The following is a 23,531-nucleotide window of genomic DNA, read 5'->3' as shown; positions in this document are numbered from 1 at the left end:
CTCAGTCCAGCTCGCCGTGGATCTTGGCCAGCATGGCGTAAAGGCCGTTGGCGCGGCTGGGGCTGAGGAACTGGGCCAGCCCCACCCGTTCGAACTCGGCCCGGGCGTCGATATGGCGGGCCAGGGCCAAGGGCTGGCCTTGGTAGAGGCTAAAGAGCAGCGCCATCAGCCCTTTGACGATGCGCGCCTCGCTGTCGCCATGCAGGTCCAGCTTGTCGTCCACCACCGCCACCCTCAGCCAGGTCTTGGCTTCGCAGCCGCTCACCTGGTCTTCCGGCTGCCGGTCGGCCAGGGCCGGCAGGCTGCGGGCCAGGCCCAGCAGGAAACGGGTGCGGCCTTCGAAGTGACGCTCGGCGGCAAAATCGTCAAAAAGGCTCATGGCAACTCCAAAAAGAGGTCGATACCGTCCCCCAGGGCCGCCAGGCAGGCGTCCACCTCGGCGGCGGTGTTGTAGGGGGCCAGGGCGATACGCAGGGACCCGGCAATGCCCAGCAGGCCGTGCAGGGGCTGGGTGCAGTGGTGGCCGGCCCGCACCGCGATATTGTTGCCGGCAAGATAATGGGCCAAGTCGCTGTGGTGGACGCCGGGCACCGTGATGGACACCAGGCTGACCCTGGGGCCGTTCCCCAGCACCTGAACCGGCAGCTTGGCCAGGCCCGCCAGCAGGCGCTGGGTCAGGGCCGCCTCATGGGCGCTGGCGTCCAGGCCTGTTAGCAGCTCGGCCGCCGCCCCCAGGCCGATGATCTCGCTGATCGGGCCGGTACCGGCTTCCAGGCGGTGGGGCAGGGCATTGAAGGTGACGGTATCGAAGCTGACCCTGTCTATCATCTCCCCGCCCCCCATAAAGGGCAGCAGTTCCCCCAGGCTTTCCAGGCGCCCGGTCAGCACCCCCACCCCGGTTGGGCCAAACATCTTGTGGCCGGAAAAGGCGTAGAAGTCGCAGCCAAGGGCCCGGATGTCCACCTTGAGGTGGGCCACGGCCTGGGCGCCGTCAATCAGGCTGAGGGCACCGGCGGCGCGGGCCTTGGCGCAAATCTGGACAACGGGGTTGATCAGCCCCAGGGTGTTGGACACATGGCAGCAGGCCACCAGCTTGGGCTTTTGGGCCAGAAGCCGGTCATAGGCGGCCATGTCCAGGGCGCCTTTGCCATCCAGGGGGATGGGCTCAATCCGGGCGCCGGTGCGCCGGGCCAGCAGTTGCCAGGGCACCAGGTTGGCATGGTGCTCCATGGCCGACACCAAGATCAGATCCCCTGGGCCGAAATGATCGATAAGGCCCCAGGCCACCAGGTTGATGGCCGCCGTGGTGCCGCTGGTGAAGATAACCGCCTCGCGCCTGGGCGCCCCGATAAGGGCGGCGACGGCGTCGCGGCTGGCTTCCAGGGCGTCGGTGGCCCGGGTCGCCCAGGGGTGGCTGCCCCGGTGCACATTGGCCCGGTACTGGCGGTAGTACTGGTCCATGGCGTCCAGCACTGGGCTGGCGGTCTGGGTACTGGCGCCGTTATCCAGGTACAGGGGGGCCCCTGGCTGGGCCAGGGCCGGGAACAGATCACGAAAGGCGTTAGGTTCGAACATGGCTCTTGGCATTGCCGGCTGATGGCCGGAATTGTCGGCAATGGCGAGCGGCGGCGCAAGTGCCCGCGCTTGGCTCAGTGGGCCAGGCAGACCCGGTTACGGCCCTGGTGCTTGGCCCGGTAGACGGCTTTGTCGGCCCGGCTGACCAGGGTCGACACCTCGTCGTCTTCCTGCCCTAGGCTGGCTACCCCTATGCTCAGGGTGGCCCTGAACGGTAGGCCGTCGTCCCCAGGCAGATCCAGTACCGCAAAGGCCTGGCATAGCAGTTCGGCGGCCTTTTTGGCCCCCTCCAGGGTGGTGTCCCCCAGCAGCACCAGGAACTCTTCGCCCCCCAGGCGGCCGGCCAAGTCGGTAACCCGCAGCTTTTCCCGGAACAGGTCAGCCAGGCGTTTCAGTACGGCGTCTCCCACGTGGTGGCCGTGGTTGTCGTTGATCTGTTTGAAATGATCCACGTCGATCAGCAGCACCGAGCAAGGGGTCTGGTAACGCTGGTGGCGCTGGTAGGCGTCTTCCAAGGCCTGGAACAGGTGGCGGCGGTTATAGAGGCCGGTCAGCTCGTCGGTCAGGGACAGGGTTCTTAGCTGCTCTTCCAGGTGCTTACGCTCGGTGATGTCGGTGATAAGGCCGTGCCAGAGCACGGTGCCGTCATCCAGCAACTCGGGGATGGAGTTACCCTCCAGCCATTGCTCCTTGCCGTCAAAACAGACCCGGTATTGGCAGTGCCATTTATTGAGGCTATTGGCCGACAGGCTGATGGACTGGGCCAGGGCGTCCTGGTCGTCTGGGTGGACCCGGTCAAACACCAGGCTGGCGTCGTCCTGCACCTGCTGGGGGCTCAGGCCGTAGATGTCGCGGATCCCTTCGCTGGCGTAGGGAAACCAGGAGTGGCCGTCCCTGTCCAGGGCGTACTGGTAGATAAGGCCGGGTATGGTCTTGGCCAGCTTGCTGAGGCGCTCCTCGGCTTCCTTGCTGTCGGTGATGTCGATATGGGTGCCGGTAACCCACAGGGGCTTGCCGTCCGCCGTGCGGCTGGTCAGCCGGCCTCTGTCGTGCACCCAGATCCAGTGGCCGTCCCTGTGGCGCATGCGGCAGACATGGTCATAAAAGGGCAGCTCGCCGTCGAAGTGGCGTTTGACCTTGGCGCTGGTGCCGACCCAGTCGTCCGGGTGGACAAAGCTCTGGAAAGTGGCCTCGGTGGTGGGCTCCAGTTCGGCCTTGGTGTAGCCCAGCATCTGGGCCCAGCGCTCGTTGATGATGTTCTCGCCGGTCTGGACGTTCCACTCCCAGGTACCGGCCCGGGTGCCGTCGATGATGGTTTCCAGGCGGGTTTTCTGGCTCTGCAGCCGTTCCCTGTCCCTGACCGACAGGGTCACGTCCTTGATCAACACCAGCAACGCCTTGGGTTGGCGGTTGCTGGCCAGCAGGTAACTGAGGTTCAGGCGCAGGTGGCGCCCTTCGCTATCAAGGGCCACCGGCAGGGCCGACACCAGGGGACTGCGGTCGGGCCTTGGCTGGTCAAAATCCAACTTTTCCAAATAGGGACTGAGCCAGGGCAGCAGTTGCGCCAGGGGTTGCTCGAGGAGATTGTCATTGCCCAGGGCACGGCGGGCGGCCTTGTTGGCAAAATGCACCAGGCCCTGGCGGTTGGCCACCAGCACGCCTTCACTGAGCTGTTCGCTGATCTGAGCCAGCTCGTCAGAGGCGTTGAGAAAGTCGATGAAAGGATGCACGGGTCGGGGATGCTGCTTTTGTTGCGGCAACGTTATCACAAGCCGCCCTGTTGCCAAAGTGAACAGGGCAGTTTTTGTCCCGCCCTGGTCGTAAAGGCAAAAAGCCGTCAGCTGTAATGGCTGTTGGACTCGGCCTTGAGCTCCCGCACCGGCCTTATCTCCACGCAACCATAGCGAGCCGGGGGAATGCGCCCGGCCAACTGGATGGCCTCGTTGAGATCCCGGGCCTCCAGCAGGTAAAAACCGGCCAGTTGTTCCTTGGTTTCACTAAAGGGGCCGTCGGTGACCGTGACCTTGCCGTCTCTGACCCTGACTGTGGTGGCACTGGCCACCGGCAGCAGGGCTTCGCCGCCAATCATCTGCCCCGCTTCCCTCAGGCCGTCGCCGCAGGCTTGGCATTCGCGGTTAAGGGCGTCCCATTGGTCCTGGGACAAGGCGGCCATGGCCGCCTCTTGGTAGTAGACCATGGCCAGGTATTTCATCAGCAGCATTCCTTGTTGTCTTGCTCGCAATTGATCATCCAGGGCACGCCGAAGCGGTCGGTAACCATGCCAAAGCCCTTGGCCCAGAAGGTTTCGCTAAAGGGCATGGTGACCTGGCCACCTTCGGCCAGTTGGTCGAACACCACTTTGGCTTCGGCGGGGTCGCTAAAGCCCAGATGCAGGTGCATGCCCTGCGGCGCCTGGTAGTGTTCCTCGGGGGCGTCGGAGGCCATCAGCAGCCAGTTACCCAGGCGCAGGCGGCCGTGGATGATCTTGTCGTGCCATTGGGGCGGCACCTCGGCGGCGGCCGGGGTGTCGCCGTGGGTCATCAGCACTTCTATCTTGGCGCCAAGGGCGCTGGCGTAGAAGTCGAAGGCCTGGCGGCAGTCGCCTTTGAAGTTGAGGTAGGCGTTGCAAAGGGCCGGCCCGGCCTTGACCTTGTCCCACAGCGCCTTGTGCAGCTCGACGCCGCTGCCGGGGGCAAAGTCTTCCATTTCAAAAAGGGGCCTGAGTTCCAGGGTCACGTCCCCGTCTTCCTTGGGCCATTGCTTGGCCCAGGCCAGGGCCTCGTCCATGGAGTCCACTTCCAACAGGGAAAAGCCGGCCAGCAGCTCCTTGGTTTCGCTAAAGGGGCCGTCGGTGACCTGCAGCTGGCCTCCTTCGAAACGCAGCTGCTTACCCTGGGCACTGGGCTTGAGGCCCATGCCGTCCCGCAGTATGCCGGCATTGAGCATGCGCTCGTGGAATTGGCCCATGGCCACCAGCAGTTCGTTATCCGGCAGTTGGCCCGCTTCGGTGTAGGCGTCGGCTTTACGTTGAATGATGACTCGCATGGTAGAACTCCTTTCTCAATATGGGATTGTCACCATCTAGTCGCCCGGCCTTCGGCCATTTCGACAGGCTGGGGAAATTTTTTTCAACAAGAGGCCAGCTGTCTCTGGATAAAGCGTTTTTCCTGGTCCTGGCCGGTCAGGGCCAGGGCCTGCCGATAGGCTTGGCGTGCCTCTTGGGGGCGGCCAAGGCGGCGCAGCAGATCGGCCCGGGCGGCATGGGCCAGGTGATAGTCCTTAAGGTAGCCGGCGGCCAACAGGGCTTCTATTTCCGCCAAGCCCGCCGCCGGCCCCTGGGCCATGGCCAGGGCCACGGCCCGGTTAAGGGCCACCACCGGGCTGGGGTGGCACCGCAGCAGGTGGTCGTAAAGCCCGAGGATCTGAGGCCAGTCGGTGTCCTGGTAACGGGGCGCCAGGCTATGCACGGCGGCAATGGCCCCCTGCAGGCAGTAAGGTCCTGGGTTGCCCTGGGCCAGGGCTTGGGTCAGCCACTGGTCCCCTTCGGCGACCAGAGCCGGCAGCCAGCGGCTGCGATCCTGGTGTTCCAGGGTCACCAGATCGCCGGCTTCGTCGACCCGGGCCGGGCGCCGGGCGTCCTGCAGCAGCATCAATGCCAGCAGGCCCTTGGCCTCGGGGTGGGGCAGCAACTGGCACAAGAGCCGCCCCAGGCGGATGGCTTCGCCGCTCAGGTCCTGGCGCAACAACGCCTCGCCTCCCGAGGCGCTGTAGCCTTCGTTGTAGAGCAGATAGAGCACCGCAAGTACTCCGTCCAGGCGCTCGGCCAGCATGGGGCCTTGGGGCACTTCATAGGGAATGGCGGCGTCGCGGATCTTGGCCTTGGCCCTGACGATGCGCTGGGCCACCGTCGGCGCCGAGGTCAGGAAGGCGCGGGCGATTTCTTCGGTGCTAAGATCGCACAGCTCGCGCAGGGTCAGGGCCAGGCGCGCCTCTGGCGCCAGGGCCGGGTGGCAACAGGTGAAGATAAGGCGTAGCCGGTCATCTTCTATGCCCTGGGGATCAAGGGGCTGCTGGCGTTCTTCCAGCTCGGCGATCAGTTCGGCCTGGGCATTGTCGAAGCGAGCGCGGCGGCGCAGTTGGTCTATGGCCTTGAAGCGGCCTGTGGACACCAGCCAGGCCCTGGGGTTGTCCGGCAGGCCCTGCTCTGGCCATTGGGCCAGGGCGGCGGAGAAGGCCTCGTGCAGGGCCTCTTCGGCCAGATCAAAATCCCCCAGCAGGCGGATCAAGGTGGCCAGCACCCGCCGCGATTCCTGGCGGTAGCACTGGGCTATCTGGCTTTCAATGGTCAAGGCTCAGTCCTGGCGCTTGGGCAACCGCCGGGGCCGGCAGCGGAACTGCTCCCGCTCGTCCACCGGCAGCACATGCACCATCATGTCGGTTTCGCAGGCCCCAAACAGCTGGAAGTTGTACCTGGCCTGGCGCAGGGTCAGGCAATGGTTGGCGGTGGACACCTCGTCAGGGGTGTCCAGATCCAGCCCCTCATCCTCCCAGAAGCAGACAGGGCAGATAAGGTAGCGGCCCCGCTCGGGCAAGGTCACGTAGTCGCAGCAGGGACACTGCAACCGTGGCCTGGCGTCGGCGGGGCTGTACCAGTCGGGGTCTGCCATGGCTTAGCCGCCGGTTTTGCCGCCCTCAAGGGCTTGCAGGCGCTCGGACTCGGCCTGGATCATCTGGCGCAGCTCGTCGCTGTGGGCCTGGACCCGCTCATAGCCCAGTTGGGCGCCCTTGCTCATCAGCTGGGGCAGCTGTTCTATGGTTTTTTGGCCGGTGGGGGTGCTGTAGAAGGCGTTCAGCTCCTTGAGCTCGCTGGCGGAGAAGGCGTCGCTGTAGAGGCGCACCATATCGGGCTTGACGCTCTCGTAGCTCATGTATTTCTGCATGAAGCTCATCATCACGGCCTTGTAGGGCTGCAGCGCCGGGCTCTGGGCCAGCTGCATGTCCAGCATCTGCTCGATGGAACCGGACAGCACCTTGTCCATATGGATGATTTCCAGCAGCCGTTCGGCTTCCTGCTTGGCGGCGTCGTCGGCCAGGGCCTGGTGGGACAGCAGCAGGGTGGAGGCAAGCAGGATGGGTTTGATGAATTTCAAGATCTACTCCTTTAGAGAACCGCCGGGCGGCGGCCTGATGTTTGTTCAGTGTAACGGGGCCAAGGCCCTATGGCGAGACTTGACCAGCGGCCAGGCCCATGGCGTAACCGGCGTCGAGCTTGTGCTTGTCTGTGGTGGTGCGGCCCACGGCGAATTGGGCCGGTGGCGCTATTACCCGGATGCGGCAATCGGCAGGCGGGTTTTCGATAAAGTCGATGGCGGCATTGTAGCTATGGTGCCTGTGGAGCATGGCTTGGGCCAGGGCCGGGGTCTTGGCCAGCAGCCGTTTGACCAGCCAGGGGGCACGGCTGGGGCCCTTGCGGTAACCCAGGGGCCTAGACAGCACCACTGTGATGTCCCTGGCGCCCATCCGGTAGGCCTGGAGTACCGGAATGGAATCCGCTACGCCGCCGTCGGTCATGGCGGCCCCTGCCACTTCGGGGTAGTGGCGGTAGGCCAGGGGCACAGAGCAGGAGGCCTTGAGCAGCTGCTCCAGGTTTTGGGCGTCGGCCTTGATGTAGGCGGCCTGGCCGTCTTCGATACGGGTGGCCACCACATAGAGGGGAATGGGCTGGGCGGCGAAGGTTTCGATATCCAGGCGAATTTCGCGGATGGTGATCTCCCAGAGCCAGTCCAAATCCAGCCAATGGCCACCGGCCAGGAAACGGCGAAAGGCGATAAATTCGGGGCGGCAGGAATAGTCGGTGATCACCTTGTGGTTACGGCCCCGCTGCCCGGCCAGCCAGGCGGCCAGGTTGGTGGAACCGGCCGACACCCCCAGGCAGAAGTCGAAGGGGCGGTAATGCTGGTCGATAAAGGCGTCCAAGACCCCGGTGGCAAAGATGCCGCGCATGGCACCCCCTTCCACCACCAGGGCCCTGCTGTTGTCTGGCTGCATGCTGGCTCTCGTCAGGCTGGTGAGGGGCCAGTGTACCCCAGTTGCGCGGCGCCGGGCCCAGACAGAGTGTCAGGGCCATTGTTATAAAGCCCCCTGGCGGGGGCTTTTGGTCAATGCTTGTTGGGCATGTCCTTGTGGTAGGCGTCAAACTCGGCCCGAGAGATCTGGCCGTCGCCGTTGCTGTCCATGGCTTTGAAGCGTTCGTCGCTGTTGTGGCCCATCATCATCTTGCCCTGTTCGCCTTCGGTTTTGGCCATGCTGCGGTGGGCCTTGTCGAATTCGTCTTTGGAGATGCTGCCGTTACCGTCCTTGTCGAAGGCGTCGAATGACGGCATGCCGTGCATGCCCTTGGCGGCCATGTCGTCCTTCATCATGCCCTTGTCTTTCATCTTGCCGTCGCCGTGCATCATCTGGTCTTTGTCCATCATCTTGCCGTCGCCGTGCATCATCTGGCCTTTGTCCATCATCTTGCCATCGCCCTGCATCATCTGGCCTCTGTCCTTCATGGCCTTGTGCTCGGCTTTCATGGCGGCAAATTCGCCGGGGCTGAGGTTGCCGTCACCGTCCTTGTCCAGGGCTTTGAAGGCGTTGGCACTGCCTTTGCCTTTGGCGAACTCGCTTTGGCTGATCAGGCCGTTACCGTCCTTATCCAGTTGCTCGAAACGGGTGTGGTGGCCGGCCAGTGCCGCCAGGGGCATCAGGGCGGTCAGGGCTATCAGGAAGGTTTTCATATCGGCTCCCAGGAGAGGTTAGGAGTTCAAGCTTAGGTTATGGACTGGCGGGCGCCAGTCCTTGGCAAGCCCCGCCGGTGGCAGCGGGGCTTGACAGCAGCACAGTCCCTTGGCTTAGAAGGTCCAGTTAAGGCGGCCGTAGTAGTAGCCACCGTTGATGCCAAAGGGCAGGGTTTCCCAGCCGTATTGGAAGCCGGCCTGGGCAAAGATGTCGCCTTCGGCGCCCCAGTCGTCCGGGTATTGGTCAAAGAGGTTGTTGGCGCCCACCGTCAGGGCCAGGCTGTCGGTGAAGTGGTAGCGGACGTACAGGTCGGTCAGCCACTGGCTGCTCCAGGTCTTCTTCATGCCGGTAAAGGCCGAGCCGGACACTTCCCCGTAGTAGTGGAAGGCCAGGTTGAAGTCCCAGTCACCAGTGCTGTAGTTGCTGGACAGGGTGGCGGTTTCCCCCGGTTGCCCCTCTTCGATACGCAGGCGCTGGGTGTCGGAGTAGAGCATGTCGGCGGGGATCAGCGATGAGCTGGAATGGACGGCGTCCACTTCGGTGTCCACCCAGCTGAAGGCCAGGTTCAGGCCCCAGCGGTCACCCCCGGCCAGGTCCAGGGTGTAGGCCGCCACCAGGTCGACCCCCTTGGTGGTGGTGTCGATGGCGTTGGTAAAGAACTGGGCCGCCCCCAGGCGGTTGTCGGCCAGCAGCTGGTCTATGGTGGCGTTGCCGCCGCTGATGGCTTCGGACAGCACTATGCGATCGTCAATCTTGATCTGATAGGCGTCCACCGTGATGTTGAGGCCGTCCATGGGGCTGGCCACCAGGCCCAGGCTGATGTCGGTGGAGGTTTCCTTCTTCAGGTCGCTGATGCCGAACTCCCGGGCCAGGGGCGAACTGTTGGCGATGGTGCCGGTTTCCACCAGGGTGCCGTTGACCAGGTTGGTGAGCACCTGGCTGTAGTAGATCTGCTGCACCCCGGGGGCGCGAAAGCCGGTGGACAGGGTGCCCCTGATCGACAACTTGTCGCTCAAGGCATAGCGGCTGGACAGCTTGTAGGAAAGGTTGTCGCCGGCGATGTCGTAGTCTTCGTAGCGCAGGGCCGCCGCCACCAGCCAGTCGTCGCTGAGGTCGTATTGGCTGTCCAGGTAGAGGCTGTAGCTGTCGCGGTTTTCGTCCACTTCGGTGCTGGGCTTGAAGCCGGGAAAACCCTGGATACCGGGGTCGGTCAGGCCTCCCACGTCGGTATTGATGATGTCGATGCTGGCGTCGTCGGTGCGGCCATAGGCGTAGGACCAGAGATCGCCCTTGTTGATCTCGTAGCCGTCACGGCGCAGCTCCAGGCCCAGGGCCAGCAGCAGCGGGTTGCTGGCACCTATGTCCACCGACCCGGCCAAGTCCAGGTTGAAGGTGGTCTGATTGAAGATCAGCTCGCCGTCAAAGGCGGTGGTGGGGGTATCGGCGTAGATGCCGCCCCCCGGCGCCGGTTCGTAGTACCAGGAGACGTTGGCGGAGTTGGCCGAGTAGAAGCGAAACTCCGACTGGCCGGTCACCACTGAGGCGTCCCAGGTCCAATCCAGGCCCATGGCCCCTTTGATACCAAGGCCAAGGGAGGCGTCTTCCACTTCGGTGTTGAGCTGGGGCAAAAAGCCCTGGGGGTAGAGGGCGGGAATGACCCGGGGGTGGCCTACACCCCGGTAGAAACCAAAGCTTTCCCCTTCCCGTTTGGAGTAGCCGCCGAAGGCATACAGGTCTAGCTCCTGGCCCAGGCGGTATTCGCCGTTGGCCCACAGGTATTTGTTCTCGCTGTCGGCATCGCCGATGCGCAGCCTGGTGACCGGCTGGCCGTTTTCGTCCCACCAGTCACCGATCAGCTGGCCGCCGGTGGACTCCAAGGTGGCCTTGGAGGCGCGGTTGGTGTCGCCCCTGTCCCGGTACTCGGCGGTGAGGTTCAAAAAGCCCTTACCCCCCAGGTCGATGCCATGGTTGACCGAGGCCACCAGGGTTTCCCCGTCCCCTTCGTAGGTCTGGCCCGCTTCCAGGCCCACCTCGGTGCGGTCTGTGCCTTCCTTGAGGACGATGTTGATGACACCGGCGATGGCGTCCGAGCCGTACTGGGCGGCGGCACCGTCCCGCAGTATCTCGATGCGGGCCACGGCGCTCATGGGAATGGCGTTGATGTCATAGCCGGCGCTGCCCTTGCCGATGGTTTCCTGGACGTTGACCAGGGCCTGCTGGTGGCGGCGCTTGCCGTTGACCAGCACCAGTACCTGGTCGGGGCCCAGGCCGCGCAGGGTGGCGGGGCGGATGATGTCGGAGCCGTCCGACACAGTGGTGGACGAAAAGTTAAAGCTGGGGGCCAGGGATTGCAGGGCCTTGCCCAGTTCGGTGGCGCCGGTGCGCAGCAGGTCGTTGGCCGATAAAAGGTCGACAGGGGCCGGGGTCTCGGTGGCGGTGCGGGATGAAAAGCGGGAGCCTATGGTGAGGATCCGTTCTATGTCCTCTTCGGCGCCCTGGTTGTCGGCAGCCAGTGCTGGCAGTTGGTAGAAGGTCAGGCAGGCGGCAACGGCGGCGCCCAGGGTGGATGGCCGGTATTTCATGTACTCCCCCTAAGTGGTCTTGTTACGGTGTCTCACTAAGTGGAAACACTCCGTTAACAAACTTAGTCGGCCTCTGAGCCAGGGGGGAGGGCAGGGGCCAAAAAAAGCGGCCCCTGGCCGCCTAGGTCGGGGTCAGGTGTCGGTGGACACCTGGTCCCAGGGCTGGTCCAGATAACCCACCAGCCAATTGAGGGCGTGATGGCGCTCCATCACCACGCCGGGGATAAGGTCAGCCGGCGCCTCCTGCCCCTTGAGGCGGGCGTCCACCACTGCCCAGTGGGTGCGGTAGATAAGGTCGGTGGCATCGAGGATCTCGCCCTGGGACCGCAGCTTGGCGTCGGCAATAAATTGCTCCGGGGGCCTTTGCTGCATCAGTTGCACTGCCATGGGGACGTCGCAGATGGCCGTGGGCTCGCCCAGCTCTGCCACATAGCCCAGGGCCCACAGCAGGGTCCAGGCTGCTTCGTAGCGCCAGGAAAACTGGATACGTTGGTGCTCGCTGGGGTCGAGGTTGGCAACAAAGTCCTGCTCCTCAGGGCTCAGGTGTGGAGCCAGGCGGTAGTCGGCCAGGATCTGCTCGACAATGTCCTGCTCCAGCCCTTCGCCTTTCACCGCCACCAACAGCAGGGCCATGGCCCGCCAGGCGACTTCTTCGGTACTGCGGGCTTGGCACTCGATTTCGTCTTCCACATGGGGCAGGTGGGGGTTGATGGGGATCTGGCGGTCACGAAGCAGGGCTTCAGAGGCGGCCTTGCGCTGGGCCGCCGGGGAAAGTGAGGTCATATTGGGCATCCTTGTCTTATGGTTCCGGCCCCGAGGGTAAAGGGGCCAACCGCCAAGGACAAGTCCTTTAGCCCAGCAGGGCACCGTTAGCCTGCCAAAGGCTGAAGGTCAGGGCCGTGGCAAAGGCCACCCAGGCCAGATAAGGCACCAGCAGGGCCGCTGCCAGGCGGTCGGCCCGGGCAAAGGCGCGGATGGTGGCGAGGATCAGCGCCAACAGCACCAGCATCTCCAGCAGGGCGCCAAGGCCCCAATGCCATTGGAAAAACAGCCAGGACCAGAGGCCGTTGGCCAGCAGCTGGGCCAGGTACAGCACAGTGCCTGGCCAGCGGCGGGCCGGGCTCAGCCAGTAACGCCAAAGGGCCAGGGCCATCATCAGGTACAACAGGGTCCAGACCGGGCCGAACAGCCAGGGGGGCGGTGCCCAGGCCGGCTGCACCAGGCTGGCGTAAAAGCCCTTGGCGTCGATGGAGGCCATGGCGCCAAGGGCGGCGGTAACAAAGGCCAGCAGCAGGCTCAGGGCCAGGGCGGGTAAGCGGTATGCAGTCATTGGCAGTCAGTATGGCTAAGGGTTGCCGGGGCATACGGCCCGGCAACCAGGCTGGATCGGTCAGCGCACCACCAGGGTGCCCCGGTACATGTTCATCTGGCAGTGAAAGGGGTAGTCGCCTGGGGGCAGGGCTGGCAATTCCAGGGTATGGGCCTTGTTGATGGGCAGCTCGACGCTGGCGTCGATGTCGTCAAAGACCACCCATTGGGAGCAAGGGGAGGGGTCTTTACGCAGGAAGGTCAGACGCACCGGTTGCCCGGCCGGCCATTGGGGGCGCTCCGGTTCATAGACGCCGCCGTCCACCACTATGGTGCTGGCCTGAGCGGCGCCGCTGGCGGCAGAGGCCTTGGCCTTTCTTGGCCAGAACCAGAGCACCACAAAGGCGATGAGCCCCAGGCCGATGAGGTTTATCAACATGCTGCCTCCTTGATGGCGGTATAGATGAGGGCCTGCTTGGGCATCAGCTGGCCAAGGATGGTGACGCTGTGCTCCGGCCTTTGCCGATAGCTGACGGTGAAACCGGCCTCTTCCAGGGCCTGGGCCAAGTCGGGGCCGTCGAAGAAGGTAAAGCCCTCTTGGAACTGGGGCTGGCTGGCCATGGTGGCCCGGTCACGCACCCCCAGCACCAGGGTGCCTCCTACCTTGAGGGCCTCAAAGAGGGCCTTGAGGGCCGGCACCAGGGGCTGCCAGAAATAGGCCACGTTGATGGCCAGGGCCTTGTCGAAGGGGCCGGGCAGGGGGTGGCTGAGCAAGTCTCCCTGTTCAAAGCGGATCTGCGGGCTGCTGTGGGCCTGGGCGGCGGCCACCATGTCCGGAGACAGATCCAAGCCCAGGTAGCGGCTACCGGCCAGCCCAGCCAGCAGCGCCGGCACATGCTGGCCGTTGCCCGGCCCCACTTCCAACAGCGATTGCCCCGGCGCCAGGGCCAAGGCCTCCTGGCAGTAGGCGATCAGTTGCTGGTTGGTCTGGTTCATACCCTCGGCCACCTTCAAACCCAGGGGGCCGCTTGGGGTGCGCAGCTGGCGGCCCAGTTCTTCGGGAGTCACGCTCATGGCCGGCCTCCGGTTTTAAAGCGGCGCAGCCGGTTGGCATTGGACACCACAGTGACCGACGACAGGGCCATGGCGGCGCCGGCCACCACCGGGCTCAGCAGGGTGCCGGTCAGGGGGTAGAGCAGGCCGGCGGCAACGGGAATGCCCAGGCTGTTGTAGATAAAGGCGCCGAACAGGTTCTGCTTGATGTTGCCAAGGGTGGCGCGGGAGATGGCGATGGCGTCCGCCACCACGGCCAGGGAACCGCGCATCAGGGTCAGGTCTGCCGAGGCCATGGCCACGTCGGTGCCTGTGCCCATGGCCATGCCCACATCGGCGGCGGCCAGGGCCGGAGCGTCGTTGATGCCGTCCCCGACCATGGCCACCTTGCGGCCCTGGGCCTGCAGCGCCTTGATGGCGTCGGCTTTTTGCTCCGGCAATACCTCGGCGATGACCTGGTCTATACCCAGTTGGCGGGCCACTGCCTCGGCGGTGGCATGGCGGTCACCGGACAGCATCACCAGCTGCAACCCTTGCTTTTTCAAGGCGTCCAGGGCGGCTTGGCTATCCGGTTTGACCGGGTCTGCCACCGCAAAGAGGGCCAGCAGCGTCTTGCCCTTGGCCAGGTAAACCGGGGTGGCACCCTGAGCCATCAGCGCCTGGCCGGGTTCGACGCTGGCCTGGGTGTCCACCTGGTAGTGGTCCATCAGCCGCTGGTTGCCCAGCAGCAGGGTGTCGCCGGCCAGGGTAGCTTTGACCCCTTGGCCGGCCAGGGTGTCAAACCCTTCCAGGGCGGGGGCTGAAACATCCCCGGCCCAGTCCAGCAGGGCCTGGGCCAAGGGGTGTTCGGAGCCTTGCTCCAGGGCTTTTACCAGGGGCTTGAGGTCGGTGTCGCCAAAGGGGTGTACCGCCACCACTTGCGGCCGGCCTTGGGTCAGGGTGCCGGTCTTGTCCAGCACCAGGGTGTCTATCTTGTCGAGGGTCTGCAGGGCTTCGCCGTTGCGGATCAACACCCCCGCCGATGCCGCCTTGCCCACCCCCACCATCACCGACATGGGGGTGGCCAGGCCAAGGGCGCAGGGGCAGGCGATGATCAGTACCGAGGTCAGCACCACCAGGGCATGGCTAAGGGCCGGCGCCGGCCCCAGGTTGTACCAGGCCAGGGCGGCCAGCAGGGCGATCACTACCACCACAGGCACAAAGACCCCGGCGATGCGGTCGGCCAGGCGGCCGATACTGGGCTTGGAGCCCTGGGCCCTTTTGACCTGGTCGATGATGCGGGCCAGGGCCGTGTCCTTGCCGACCCCGGTGGCGGTAAAGAGCAGGCTGCCTTTTTGCACCAGGGTGCCGGCCTTGAGGATATCCCCTTCGGCTTTTTCCACCGGTATGGGTTCGCCGGTCAGCATGCTTTCGTCCACCAGGCCGGTGCCGTCGCTGACGCTGCCGTCCACCGGTACCGTCTCACCGGGGCGCAGCCGCAGCAGATCGCCGGCCAGCACAGCTGCCACCGGTATGTCCGACTCCTTGTTGCCCCTGACCACCCGGGCGGTCTTGGCTTTAAGCCCCAGCAGGTGGCGAAGGGCGGCCGAGGTCTTGCCCCTGGCCCGCACTTCCAGGGCCTGGCCCAGGTTGATAAGGCCGATGATCATCACGCTGGCTTCAAAGTAGAGGTGGCGGGCCCCTTCGGGAAAGGCCTGGGGCAAGAGCACCACCGCCATGGAATAGAGCCAGGCACTGCCGGTGCCAAGGGCGATAAGGGTGTCCATGTTGGCCTGGTGATGGCCAAAGGCCTTGGCGGCGCCTCGGTAGAAGTGGCCGCCGGCCAGCACCAGTATGGCCAGGGTCAGCAGCCCCAGCAGGCCCCAGGTAATGCGGCTGGCCAGGGTAGTGACCATCATCTCGCCACCCAGCAGGCCCCAGGCCATCAGGGGGACACCCAGGGCCAGGCCGGCGCCGCTTTGCCACCAGAGCTTTTTCAGGTGGGTGGCCTCGGCTTGGGCCTGGGTGTCCAGGTCCGCCTCGTCATCACCGGACAGGGGTCTGGCGTCATAACCGGCGGCCTGGATGGCGGCGATCAGCTGCGCTGCGTCGGCGCTGCCCTCGATGTGGGCGCTGCGGTCGGCCAGGTTGACGTCGGCTTTCTCTACCCCGGGTACGGCGTCCAAGGCCCCCTGGATACTGCGCACGCAACCGGCACAACTAACGCCCAGCAGGGCGAGGTGTACTGCTTGACTCATGATTCGCTCCTTGGTTGTGAAAGCAGCCTAAACCCTGGAGTGGCTTCAAGGTCAAGCATTGAGTCAGGGTAAACAGTTGGCTAAACTGCGCGCAGCCAAGGAGGGCGGAAAGATGATTTGGATAGCACTGCGTTTTATGACGCTGACCCTTTGGTTGTTCCCCATTTACCGGGGATGCCAGCGGCGCCAGCAGGGGGATAGGCCCTGGCTGTTTGTGCTGCTGCTGGCGGCCATGACTGGGTTATGGCTGGCCCTGGCGCCGCCAAATGGCTGGAGCCTGCTGCTGAGCTGGCTGATGCTGCCCTGGGTGAGCTGGGGCCTGGTAAAAGCGGCACGATAAAAAAGGGCCCCCAGGGCCCTTTTTTATTAGAAGTGGTATTTCACCAGCAGGTTGGTCACGCTCTGGTCGGTGCGAAAGGCGTCAGTGTCCTTGATGCCGAAGCGGTTTTTCCAGTAGTCGTACTCGATACCCACAAACAGCTTGTTCTTGGCCAGGCCCACAGCCGGGCCCAGGTCGTACTTGAGCTGGGGGTTGATGTGCAGGTTGGCATGGTAGCTGCCGTCGTTGTCCACCACCCAGTCGATAAAGCCGTCGAACACCACTTGGCTGTCGCCCACCGGGAAGCTCATCTTCCAGGCCGGGGTGATCTGGAAGGTTTCGCCGTCGCGGTTCTTGCTGCCACGGGGCAGGCGCTTGTAGAAGTTCAGCTGGAAGAAGTCGAAGCCAGGCAGTTTGAGGTCAAAACCCGGGCCCACCAGCAGGGTGTTGACGTCCCCTTCGCCAAATTCATAGGTGGTGGCCAGCAGCAGGTCGCTGACCACGCCAAAAGACAGGTCCTTGCCGCTCAGCTTGCCGGCGCTAAAGCGCGGGCTGAACTCGCCGTAATAGGTGGTGTTGTCCCCTTGCACACCGTTAAAACGGGTACCGTCGGTGAAGAAAAAGAGATCGCCAAAGTCCCAGCCGGAGACATGCTCAAAGGTCAGGGTCTGTTGTGTGTCGGCGTTGACCTTGAAGTTTTGGCCGTACAGGTAGCTCAGGCTGTTGTCTTGCCATTGCAGGCCGGCGAAAGCGGGGGTGGCAACCAAGCCAGCCAGAAGCAGTGCGCGCATGGATCTCTCCTCTGAAAAATGGCGCACAGTCTAGTGATTGGGGCCGAAAAGGCAATCGGTTTCGCGCCCCCTGTGGCGAAAGTCCGGCAAAGGCCGCATTTTTATCCGTTCAGCCAGGGGATCCGTCCGTTCGCTGGTAAAAAAGGACAAGTTAAGAGCCAAGGACTTGCCTGACTCTGACGTCGGCGTAAACTGCCACCCCACTGGACAGGGCCCCTTTTCCCTCTTAACGCCGGATACCACTTTCCTACTCTCCGGCCCCGGGCCCAAATCCCAAAAACAACAAGCCCTCAGGGTGGAGGAATCTCATGGTAGAACAACGTTGTCGCTTGCCTGGCTGGCAGGATTTGGTCATGTCTGCCGAGCAGGCTGCCGAGCTTATTCAGGACGGCATGATAGTGGGCATGAGCGGCTTTACCCGTGCCGGTGAAGCCAAGGCGGTACCCACGGCCCTGGCCCAGCGGGCCCATGAAAAACCCTTCTCCATCACCCTGATGACCGGCGCCTCCTTGGGCAACGATCTGGATGCCAAGCTCACCGAGGCCAAGGTACTGGCCCGGCGCATGCCCTTCCAGGTGGACAACACCTTGCGCAAGGCCATCAACGCCGGCGAAGTGATGTTCATCGACCAGCATCTGTCCGAGACGGTAGAGCTGCTGCGCAACAAGCAGCTGGGCAAGATGGACGTAGCGGTAATAGAAGCCTGCGCCATCACCGAAGAAGGGGGCATTGTGCCCACCACCTCGGTGGGTAACTCCGCCAGTTACGCCATTTTGGCCGACAAGGTGATCATCGAACTCAACCTGGCCAGCCCCGCCGGCCTCGAAGGGCTGCACGACATCTATATTCCCCAGATGCGCCCCAACCGCCAGCCCATTCCGGTGGTGGCCCCGGACAGCCGCATCGGCACCCCTTATATTCCTATCGATGCCAACAAAATCGCCGCCATCGTCATCACCGAAGGCAAGGACAGCCCGTCCAACGTGCTGCCGGCGGATGCTGAAACCCAGGCCATTGCCGACCACCTTATTCAGTTCTTTAAAGAAGAGATTGCCGCCGGGCGCCTCACCGAGTCTTTGCTGCCGCTGCAAGCCGGTATCGGCACCATGGCCAACGCGGTGATGGAAGGCCTGATTGAAGGCCCCTTCGATCGCCTGACCATGTATTCCGAGGTGCTACAGGACTCCACCTTTGATCTGCTCGACTCGGGCAAGCTGACCTTTGCCTCCGGCTCCTCCATTACCCTGTCGCCCAAGCGCAACGAGCAGGTGATGCGCGAGCTGGACAAGTACCGCAACCGTCTGATCCTGCGGCCCCAGGAGCTGTCCAACCACCCGGGCATAGTGCGCCGCCTCGGTATCATCGCCATCAATACCGCCCTGGAAGCGGATATCTACGGCAACGTCAACTCCACCCATGTCTGCGGTACCCGCATGATGAACGGCATCGGCGGCTCCGGGGACTTTGCCCGCAACAGCCAGCTGTCGATTTTCGTCACCAAGTCCATCGCCAAGGGTGGCGATATTTCCAGCTTCGTGCCCTTTGTCAGCCATGTTGACCACACCGAGCACGACGTAGACATCCTGGTCTCCGAGCAGGGCCTGGCCGACCTGCGTGGCCTGGCGCCCCGGGAGCGGGCCAGGGTCATTATCGACAACTGCGTGGCGCCTCTGTACCGCCCGGCCCTCAACCGCTACTTTGCCGAAGCCTGCGCCCGTGGCGGCCACACCCCTCATTGCCTGGAAAAGGCCTTGTCTTGGCACCAGGCCCTCAATACCGAAGGCAGCATGCGCAGCCTGCTGGCTGAATAAAGAAGAGGCGCCGCAAGGCGCCTTTTTTGTAGTTGCACTTGCGTGCACTGGCGCTAGAATGCAAAGGATACTGTTTTTTTATACAGGCTTGGTGTGCGCAAGATCATTCATGTGGACATGGACTGCTTCTTTGCCGCCGTGGAGATGCGGGACAACCCGGCCCTGCAATCGGTGCCCCTGGCCATTGGCGGCAGCAGTGACCGGCGTGGGGTGATCTCCACCTGTAATTACCAGGCCCGCAAGTTTGGGGTGCGCTCGGCTATGAGCACCCACAAGGCGCAGCTTCTGTGCCCGCAACTGGTGTTGCTACCGGGGCGGATGGGGGTCTACAAGGCGGTAAGCCAGCAAATCCGCGCCATTTTCGCCCGCTACAGCGACCGTATCGAACCCCTGTCCCTGGACGAAGCCTACCTGGACGTGACCGACAGCCCCCATTTCAAGGGCTCCGCCTCCCTTATCGCCGAAGCCATCCGTGCCGATATCTTTCGCGAGCTCAAGCTCACTGCCTCGGCCGGAGTGGCCCCCAACAAGTTCCTGGCCAAAATCGCCTCGGAGGAAAACAAGCCCGACGGCCTCTTTGTGCTGACTCCGGCGGCGGTGGCGGATTTTGTCAAAGAACTGCCGCTTCGCAAGATCCCCGGGGTCGGCCCGGCCACCGAATCAAGGCTGGCGGCCTTGGGGCTCTTTAGCTGCCAGGATGTACAACAAAAGGACGCCGCCTGGCTTTACGAGCGGTTGGGCAAATTCGGCGGCGCCCTCTATGAGCGGGCCTTTGGCCGGGACGACAGGCCGGTGGAAGCCAGCCGCGAGCGCAAATCGGTGGGGGTGGAGACCACTTTGCCCAAGGATCTGCTGGACCTAGAGCAGGTCAGGGAGGTGGCCGAACAGTTGCAACCTGAGCTGGCCCGCCGCCTTGGCGCGCGGGATATCGGCAAGTTGGGGGTCAAGCTCAAGTTCAACGATTTCACCCAGACCACCATGGAACACGGCAGCAGCGCCCTGGATCCCAGCCTGTTCGACGCCTTGCTGGCCGGTGCCTATGAGCGGGGCCAGGGCAGGGGGGTGCGGCTGGTAGGGCTGTTCGTGGGCCTGGCCGAGGCGCGCCAGGCCAGCCAACTGAAACTGCCTTTCTAGATACCGGCCCTTGCCTGGCCGACTCACCTCCTTATAATGAGAATAATTCGCACTTGGGGGTTCTATGTTGGGATTAGGGACAGGGATGCTGATGCTGGCCGCCTGGCGCTGGCGCCGTCACTTTTGGCTGACAGTGGTGCTGGTCGCCCTGGTGGTGGTGGCGGTGGGCCAAATGGCCCAGGACAGCGCCCAGTGGGTGATTGCCCTGAGCGGTGCCATGGCTGGAGCCTTGCTCTGGCCCTTGCTGTTGGGGAGCCGTGGCCGATGAAAGTGCGATTGGCGGTCAGCCTGGTGTTGGGAGGCCTTATTTCCCTGTCCCTGGCCATGAATTGGTTCCTGCTGATGCCCCTGGACAGCGGCAGCAAATTGGCCGGCATAGTGCTGGCGGCCATGCCCCTTTGGGCCATGGTGGTGATGTTTATGCTTTGCGACAGCCGCCGGTTGCGCCAGGGACTGCGATCCTGGGGCCTGGTACTGGTGGTGTCGGTGCTGGTCAATGGAGTGTTTTGGTGAAGCTGCAGCGGCGCGACTGGACTCGGGTCCACAACTGGCTGGGGGTACTGATCACCCCGCCCCTGGCGGTGATCGTCTTTACCGGCATAGTGCTTTTCTTCCATGACGCCCTCAACCAATGGGAGTTTGCCAGGGCGCCGCAGCTGAGCCTGGGCCAGGCCATGGACCAAGCCGCCCAGCGCCTGGAAGAGGACGGCACCCTGGTGGCAGGGGGCAACCTGAGTTTCTATCCGGCCGAAGGCCAGGGTTTTCCGCTGCTGGTATCGGCCGGCAAGGGATACCAGGCGGTACTGGCCGACGGCACCTTGGTGGCAGACGCCGTACACGGCAGCGCCGGCCGGGCCTTGCTGGAAGTGCACTATGCCCTGTCCCTGCCCATGGGCATTTACCTGGCGGGCCTGGTGGCGCTGTTGATGCTGGTGCTGCTGATGAACGGCCTGGTGGTTCATTGGCCCAACCTCAAGCGCCAATGGCAGCAGTACCGGGGGCAGTCCGGTAAGGACAGGTGGCTCGATTTGCACAAGCTGGTAGGGGTGGCGACCCTGCCTTATCTGCTGATGTATGCCCTTACCGGGGCAGCCTTCTGCCTGCTGGTGTTCTACCAGGCCCTGTTATTGCTAGGCCCCTACCAGGGGGACAGGAGCGCCATTCTGGCGGACATGGGTTTTCCCCAGGTACCCAAGGCCACGGGCCTGCCCCTGGCCCAGGGGCAATTGCCGCCCTCGATACTGCTGGCCCAAAGCCAGCAGCTGCTGGGGGCCCAGCCCAACCGGCTGACCATAGCCCCCTGGCAGGACCAGGCCCAGCAGGTTATCACCGCTGCCAGCCGGGGCCGCGAGCTGATAGAGAGCCAGGAGCTGCGCTTTGTGCCCGGTACCGATACCCCTCTGGAAAGCCTCACCCAGGACAACATGGGCCCGGCCCGGCTGGTCTTCGACAGCTTTACGGCCCTGCACTATGGCCATTTCGGCGGTCAGGCCATTCTCTGGCTGTTCAGCCTGTTGGGGCTGGGCACCCTGGCCATGCTCTTTGGTGGCGCCTTAAGGGCCCAAGGGCGGCTGGTGCCGGGCTCGGCCCTTTACCGCTGGAACCGCCAGGGCCTGGTGCTGGCAGGCAGCCTGCCCCTTGGCACTCTGGCCCTGTTGCTGGCCGGTCGTTACCTGCCCATGGACAGTGCCCTGCGTTACGGGGCCTTTCCCTGGATCTTCTGGATAGCCACCCTGGCCCCCGTGCTCTGGCCCCTGGCCAAAGGGCAGGGCCGTAAGCGGGTGGCCTGGCTCTGGTGGAGCAGCGGCCTCTTGGCCCTGGTGGCCATAGGTTCGTTGTTGCAAAAAGGCCTGCAAGGGCAGCTGGCCTGGCTGGTGGCCCTGGCGCTGGGCCTGGGGTTGCTGGCCTGGGGTGGCCTTAAGTTGACAGTCCGTAAGGTGGCCGTCACAAGACTGTGACTTGGTTGGCCCATCGCCCTGGCCTAGAATGGTGCCTTTGATGTCTGCAACAGGACCCTGCTATGGCCTTTGCCCAACCGCAACGTGAAACCGATCTCAAGGCCGCCATCGAGAGTGGCCAATATGATGCCCTTATTCTGATCCAAGGCCCCAAGGCCCAGCTGCCGGCCCCTGTGGCTGAGCTGCTGGCCGACTACGGGCGATTGGATGCCCGCCTGGCCGGCGGCTGCCTGTTGGTGCCCGGCCAAGGCCTGCCCGGCGGCCGCCTGGTGGCCAGTGCCACAGGCCCGCTGCTGCGCGACTACGACGACGTGCGCCGCTTCTACGACGCCGGTAAAAAAGCCGCTGTGCTGGCCCGCGACGCCGGCGTTACCCAGCCGCTGCTGCTGGTTGCCGGCGTGCCGGACGACGAGCGTTATGCCCAGGCCGAACTGGTGGCCCTGCTGGGCTTCTGGCAAGGGCTCTGGCAGCCCCTGGAAGCCCGCGAGGCCCTGGGCGAAGCCGAGGTTGAGCCGGTCTCCCTGGTGGGTGTGTTGTCCGAGTCCTTGGATCTGGACGCCGCCGCCGCCATCGAAGCGGGCCGCCGTGCCGGCCGCGATCTGTGCGGCACCGAGCCGGAGCGCATGGCGCCCCTGAAGTTTGCCGAATACTGCGAGAAGCTCTTTGCCGGCAGCCCGGTCAAGGTTTCCGTGCTCCGTGACACCGACACCCTCAAGCGCGACTACCCGCTGCTGATGGCGGTGGCCCGTGCCAGCCTGGTGGTGGAGCGCCACGTGCCCTGCGTTATCCGCCTGGAATACCAGGGGGAAGGGGAGATAGAGAAGACCCTGCTGTTTGCCGGCAAGGGCCTGACCTACGACACCGGCGGTGCCGATCTGAAAGTGGGTGGCCATATGGCCGGTATGAGCCGTGACAAAGGCGGCGCCGCTGCCGTGGCCGGCTTTATGAAGACCCTGGCCGAACTGCAGCCCAAGGGCCTCAAGGCCATCGCCGAAATTGGCGCGGTGCGCAACTCCATCGGGTCCGACAGCTTTGTGGCCGACGAGATCATCACCAGCCACGCCGGGGTGCGGGTGCGTATCGGTAACACCGACGCCGAAGGCCGCCTGGTGCTGGCCGATCTGCTGTCCCACCTGCGCGAAGACGCCAAGAACGCGGTGGAGCCGGAGATCTTCTCCATCGCCACCCTGACCGGCCATGCCGCCCGGGCCCTGGGCCCCTACACCGCCGTGGTGGAAAACGGCCCGGCCCGTCAGTTGCAGATCGGCCGTACCCTGGCCACCCTGGGTGACCAATACGGCGACCCGGCCGACATCTCCCGGGTACGCCGGGAAGACTACGCCTTTATCGCTCCCCGTACCCGTGCCGACGATGTGCTGAGCTGCAACAACGCCGGTTCCTCTGTCACTGCCCGTGGCCACCAGTTCCCCATGGCCTTCCTGGACCTGGCGGCAGGCCTGGACAAGCACGGCCTGGACAGCGACCAGCCTATCCCCTACGCCCACCTGGATATCGCCGGTAGCGGCGTTGAAGGTGGCGACTGGCAGCACGGTTCGCCTTCGGCGGCCCCGGTCATTACCCTGGCGGCCAGCTACCTGCTCTAAGCCTTTCAAGCCCACCTTCCGGTGGGCTTTTTACTGCGCGTAATTGTAATTAAATTACACTAATCGGCCATTAAAGCTGTTTTTAGGGTGCTTGTTTGTAATTTAATTACATTGCTGCCATACTGGCCCTGAGCTTAAAAAGCTCCTCGTGCTTACTCCAAGGATGGGGGAAGGTATCTCCAAGGAACCGAGATCAGGCGCCCGTCAGGGCAAGTGCCGAGAAGCCTGGATCACCACTTAGGAGCCTGTGATGAAGATCGTTTTTCCTTTTACCAACCCGGGTGTGTTTCCCTTCCATAAAGGCCAGCAGCAAAGCCTGCCGTTGTTCCTTTATCCCCAGAACTGGGCCAAGGCCCCGGTAAAGAAGCGCTGACAACAT

The 23,531-nt window shown here is 63.9% G+C and carries 25 protein-coding genes; 8 read left to right on the top strand and 17 right to left on the bottom strand.

The genetic code is table 11. From position 1 onward, the window contains the following. Position 1: 1 nt before the first annotated feature. From B3C1_RS14935 to B3C1_RS14860, 16 genes are all read right to left on the bottom strand, one after another. A complete protein-coding gene (locus tag B3C1_RS14935; RefSeq protein WP_008485841.1) occupies positions 2 to 379 on the bottom strand; it encodes a SufE family protein in 378 nt (125 codons plus the stop codon). Then, on the bottom strand, positions 376 to 1,575 hold the full coding sequence (locus B3C1_RS14930; protein ID WP_008485840.1) for an aminotransferase class V-fold PLP-dependent enzyme: 1,200 nt from the start codon (positions 1,573 to 1,575) through the stop codon (positions 376 to 378). The genes B3C1_RS14935 and B3C1_RS14930 overlap by 4 nt, the downstream gene beginning before the upstream one ends. Positions 1,576 to 1,649: 74 nt before the next feature. Beyond that, entirely contained in the window at positions 1,650 to 3,305 is a 1,656-nt protein-coding gene (locus tag B3C1_RS14925; RefSeq protein ID WP_008485839.1) for a sensor domain-containing diguanylate cyclase, read from the bottom strand. 107 nt (positions 3,306 to 3,412) lie between these two features. After that, positions 3,413 to 3,787, bottom strand: coding sequence for a YciI family protein (locus B3C1_RS14920; protein WP_008485838.1), 375 nt, complete (start codon positions 3,785 to 3,787; stop codon positions 3,413 to 3,415). After that, positions 3,787 to 4,620, bottom strand: a complete 834-nt coding sequence (locus B3C1_RS14915) for a YciI family protein (protein WP_008485837.1) — start codon at positions 4,618 to 4,620, stop codon at positions 3,787 to 3,789. Before B3C1_RS14915 ends, B3C1_RS14920 begins: the two co-directional genes overlap by 1 nt. A gap of 83 nt (positions 4,621 to 4,703) precedes the next feature. After that, a complete protein-coding gene (locus tag B3C1_RS14910; protein ID WP_008485836.1) occupies positions 4,704 to 5,924 on the bottom strand; it encodes an RNA polymerase sigma factor in 1,221 nt (406 codons plus the stop codon). Positions 5,925 to 5,927: 3 nt separating this feature from the next. Next, the gene (locus tag B3C1_RS14905; protein WP_008485835.1) at positions 5,928 to 6,242 is read right to left on the bottom strand and encodes a CPCC family cysteine-rich protein; all 315 of its coding nucleotides are present in this window, start codon (positions 6,240 to 6,242) and stop codon (positions 5,928 to 5,930) included. Between the two features lie 3 nt (positions 6,243 to 6,245). Beyond that, entirely contained in the window at positions 6,246 to 6,725 is a 480-nt protein-coding gene (locus B3C1_RS14900) for a DUF2059 domain-containing protein (RefSeq protein ID WP_008485834.1), read from the bottom strand. Positions 6,726 to 6,792: 67 nt separating this feature from the next. Beyond that, entirely contained in the window at positions 6,793 to 7,623 is an 831-nt protein-coding gene (locus B3C1_RS14895) for a patatin-like phospholipase family protein (RefSeq protein ID WP_008485833.1), read from the bottom strand. Between the two features lie 110 nt (positions 7,624 to 7,733). After that, a complete protein-coding gene (locus B3C1_RS14890; RefSeq protein WP_008485832.1) occupies positions 7,734 to 8,354 on the bottom strand; it encodes an EF-hand domain-containing protein in 621 nt (206 codons plus the stop codon). Between the two features lie 114 nt (positions 8,355 to 8,468). Beyond that, positions 8,469 to 10,937, bottom strand: coding sequence for a TonB-dependent receptor plug domain-containing protein (locus B3C1_RS14885; protein ID WP_008485831.1), 2,469 nt, complete (start codon positions 10,935 to 10,937; stop codon positions 8,469 to 8,471). Positions 10,938 to 11,069: 132 nt separating this feature from the next. After that, positions 11,070 to 11,720: a DUF4272 domain-containing protein gene (locus tag B3C1_RS14880; RefSeq protein ID WP_008485830.1), complete on the bottom strand. Its 651-nt coding sequence runs from the start codon at positions 11,718 to 11,720 to the stop codon at positions 11,070 to 11,072. Between the two features lie 67 nt (positions 11,721 to 11,787). Then, positions 11,788 to 12,267 (bottom strand): TspO/MBR family protein, encoded by a 480-nt coding sequence (locus B3C1_RS14875; RefSeq protein WP_008485829.1) that lies wholly within the window; start codon positions 12,265 to 12,267, stop codon positions 11,788 to 11,790. A 60-nt stretch (positions 12,268 to 12,327) separates the two neighbouring features. Further along, entirely contained in the window at positions 12,328 to 12,684 is a 357-nt protein-coding gene (locus B3C1_RS14870) for a cupredoxin domain-containing protein (RefSeq protein ID WP_008485828.1), read from the bottom strand. Then, positions 12,678 to 13,319 (bottom strand): class I SAM-dependent methyltransferase, encoded by a 642-nt coding sequence (locus B3C1_RS14865; RefSeq protein ID WP_008485827.1) that lies wholly within the window; start codon positions 13,317 to 13,319, stop codon positions 12,678 to 12,680. The genes B3C1_RS14870 and B3C1_RS14865 overlap by 7 nt, the downstream gene beginning before the upstream one ends. After that, positions 13,316 to 15,535 (bottom strand): heavy metal translocating P-type ATPase, encoded by a 2,220-nt coding sequence (locus B3C1_RS14860; RefSeq protein ID WP_008485826.1) that lies wholly within the window; start codon positions 15,533 to 15,535, stop codon positions 13,316 to 13,318. Before B3C1_RS14860 ends, B3C1_RS14865 begins: the two co-directional genes overlap by 4 nt. 112 nt (positions 15,536 to 15,647) lie before the next feature. On the opposite strand from B3C1_RS14860, the gene B3C1_RS14855 reads away from it, so the two are divergent. Then, on the top strand, positions 15,648 to 15,875 hold the full coding sequence (locus B3C1_RS14855; RefSeq protein WP_008485825.1) for a hypothetical protein: 228 nt from the start codon (positions 15,648 to 15,650) through the stop codon (positions 15,873 to 15,875). A 26-nt stretch (positions 15,876 to 15,901) separates the two neighbouring features. Here the strand turns inward: B3C1_RS14855 and B3C1_RS14850 are convergent, their stop codons facing one another. Next, a complete protein-coding gene (locus B3C1_RS14850) occupies positions 15,902 to 16,645 on the bottom strand; it encodes an outer membrane protein OmpK (RefSeq protein ID WP_008485823.1) in 744 nt (247 codons plus the stop codon). Positions 16,646 to 16,953: 308 nt separating this feature from the next. On the opposite strand from B3C1_RS14850, the gene B3C1_RS14845 reads away from it, so the two are divergent. From B3C1_RS14845 to B3C1_RS20760, 7 genes are all read left to right on the top strand, one after another. Then, a complete protein-coding gene (locus B3C1_RS14845) occupies positions 16,954 to 18,456 on the top strand; it encodes an acetyl-CoA hydrolase/transferase family protein (protein WP_008485822.1) in 1,503 nt (500 codons plus the stop codon). Positions 18,457 to 18,549: 93 nt separating this feature from the next. Next, positions 18,550 to 19,590 carry a DNA polymerase IV gene (dinB, locus tag B3C1_RS14840; protein ID WP_035482359.1) on the top strand — a complete coding sequence of 347 codons (1,041 nt, stop codon included), beginning with the start codon at positions 18,550 to 18,552 and terminating at the stop codon, positions 19,588 to 19,590. Positions 19,591 to 19,675: 85 nt separating this feature from the next. Further along, positions 19,676 to 19,858, top strand: a complete 183-nt coding sequence (locus B3C1_RS14835; protein WP_008485820.1) for a hypothetical protein — start codon at positions 19,676 to 19,678, stop codon at positions 19,856 to 19,858. After that, complete coding sequence (locus tag B3C1_RS20475) at positions 19,855 to 20,103, top strand: hypothetical protein (RefSeq protein ID WP_008485819.1); 249 nt, start codon at positions 19,855 to 19,857, stop codon at positions 20,101 to 20,103. Before B3C1_RS14835 ends, B3C1_RS20475 begins: the two co-directional genes overlap by 4 nt. Further along, the gene (locus B3C1_RS14825) at positions 20,100 to 21,548 is read left to right on the top strand and encodes a PepSY-associated TM helix domain-containing protein (protein WP_008485818.1); all 1,449 of its coding nucleotides are present in this window, start codon (positions 20,100 to 20,102) and stop codon (positions 21,546 to 21,548) included. The genes B3C1_RS20475 and B3C1_RS14825 overlap by 4 nt, the downstream gene beginning before the upstream one ends. A gap of 62 nt (positions 21,549 to 21,610) precedes the next feature. Then, the gene (locus tag B3C1_RS14820; protein WP_008485817.1) at positions 21,611 to 23,152 is read left to right on the top strand and encodes a M17 family metallopeptidase; all 1,542 of its coding nucleotides are present in this window, start codon (positions 21,611 to 21,613) and stop codon (positions 23,150 to 23,152) included. Positions 23,153 to 23,402: 250 nt separating this feature from the next. Then, the gene (locus B3C1_RS20760) at positions 23,403 to 23,525 is read left to right on the top strand and encodes a hypothetical protein (protein WP_272944687.1); all 123 of its coding nucleotides are present in this window, start codon (positions 23,403 to 23,405) and stop codon (positions 23,523 to 23,525) included. Positions 23,526 to 23,531: the final 6 nt, after the last annotated feature.

Origin of the sequence: Gallaecimonas xiamenensis 3-C-1 (genome assembly GCF_000299915.1) — a bacterium.
In the GTDB taxonomy this organism is placed as follows: Bacteria; Pseudomonadota; Gammaproteobacteria; order Enterobacterales; family Gallaecimonadaceae; genus Gallaecimonas; species Gallaecimonas xiamenensis.
The sequence above is the reverse complement of the archived record's forward strand: the minus strand, read 5'-3'. Positions and strand labels throughout refer to the sequence as shown.

What these genes read in the sequence shown, in the direction of transcription:
- B3C1_RS14820 (WP_008485817.1), top strand. Translation starts at nt 21,611, where the DNA reads ATGGCCTTTGCCCAACCGCAACGTGAAACCGATCTCAAGGCCGCCATC.
- B3C1_RS14905 (WP_008485835.1), bottom strand. Translation starts at nt 6,242, where the DNA reads ATGGCAGACCCCGACTGGTACAGCCCCGCCGACGCCAGGCCACGGTTG.
- B3C1_RS14870 (WP_008485828.1), bottom strand. Translation starts at nt 12,684, where the DNA reads ATGTTGATAAACCTCATCGGCCTGGGGCTCATCGCCTTTGTGGTGCTC.
- B3C1_RS14915 (WP_008485837.1), bottom strand. Translation starts at nt 4,620, where the DNA reads ATGCGAGTCATCATTCAACGTAAAGCCGACGCCTACACCGAAGCGGGC.
- B3C1_RS14855 (WP_008485825.1), top strand. Translation starts at nt 15,648, where the DNA reads ATGATTTGGATAGCACTGCGTTTTATGACGCTGACCCTTTGGTTGTTC.
- B3C1_RS14885 (WP_008485831.1), bottom strand. Translation starts at nt 10,937, where the DNA reads ATGAAATACCGGCCATCCACCCTGGGCGCCGCCGTTGCCGCCTGCCTG.
- B3C1_RS20760 (WP_272944687.1), top strand. Translation starts at nt 23,403, where the DNA reads ATGAAGATCGTTTTTCCTTTTACCAACCCGGGTGTGTTTCCCTTCCAT.
- B3C1_RS20475 (WP_008485819.1), top strand. Translation starts at nt 19,855, where the DNA reads ATGAAAGTGCGATTGGCGGTCAGCCTGGTGTTGGGAGGCCTTATTTCC.
- B3C1_RS14860 (WP_008485826.1), bottom strand. Translation starts at nt 15,535, where the DNA reads ATGAGTCAAGCAGTACACCTCGCCCTGCTGGGCGTTAGTTGTGCCGGT.
- B3C1_RS14920 (WP_008485838.1), bottom strand. Translation starts at nt 3,787, where the DNA reads ATGAAATACCTGGCCATGGTCTACTACCAAGAGGCGGCCATGGCCGCC.
- B3C1_RS14845 (WP_008485822.1), top strand. Translation starts at nt 16,954, where the DNA reads ATGGTAGAACAACGTTGTCGCTTGCCTGGCTGGCAGGATTTGGTCATG.
- B3C1_RS14895 (WP_008485833.1), bottom strand. Translation starts at nt 7,623, where the DNA reads ATGCAGCCAGACAACAGCAGGGCCCTGGTGGTGGAAGGGGGTGCCATG.
- B3C1_RS14930 (WP_008485840.1), bottom strand. Translation starts at nt 1,575, where the DNA reads ATGTTCGAACCTAACGCCTTTCGTGATCTGTTCCCGGCCCTGGCCCAG.
- B3C1_RS14880 (WP_008485830.1), bottom strand. Translation starts at nt 11,720, where the DNA reads ATGACCTCACTTTCCCCGGCGGCCCAGCGCAAGGCCGCCTCTGAAGCC.
- B3C1_RS14875 (WP_008485829.1), bottom strand. Translation starts at nt 12,267, where the DNA reads ATGACTGCATACCGCTTACCCGCCCTGGCCCTGAGCCTGCTGCTGGCC.
- B3C1_RS14935 (WP_008485841.1), bottom strand. Translation starts at nt 379, where the DNA reads ATGAGCCTTTTTGACGATTTTGCCGCCGAGCGTCACTTCGAAGGCCGC.
- B3C1_RS14850 (WP_008485823.1), bottom strand. Translation starts at nt 16,645, where the DNA reads ATGCGCGCACTGCTTCTGGCTGGCTTGGTTGCCACCCCCGCTTTCGCC.
- B3C1_RS14865 (WP_008485827.1), bottom strand. Translation starts at nt 13,319, where the DNA reads ATGAGCGTGACTCCCGAAGAACTGGGCCGCCAGCTGCGCACCCCAAGC.
- B3C1_RS14835 (WP_008485820.1), top strand. Translation starts at nt 19,676, where the DNA reads ATGCTGATGCTGGCCGCCTGGCGCTGGCGCCGTCACTTTTGGCTGACA.
- B3C1_RS14890 (WP_008485832.1), bottom strand. Translation starts at nt 8,354, where the DNA reads ATGAAAACCTTCCTGATAGCCCTGACCGCCCTGATGCCCCTGGCGGCA.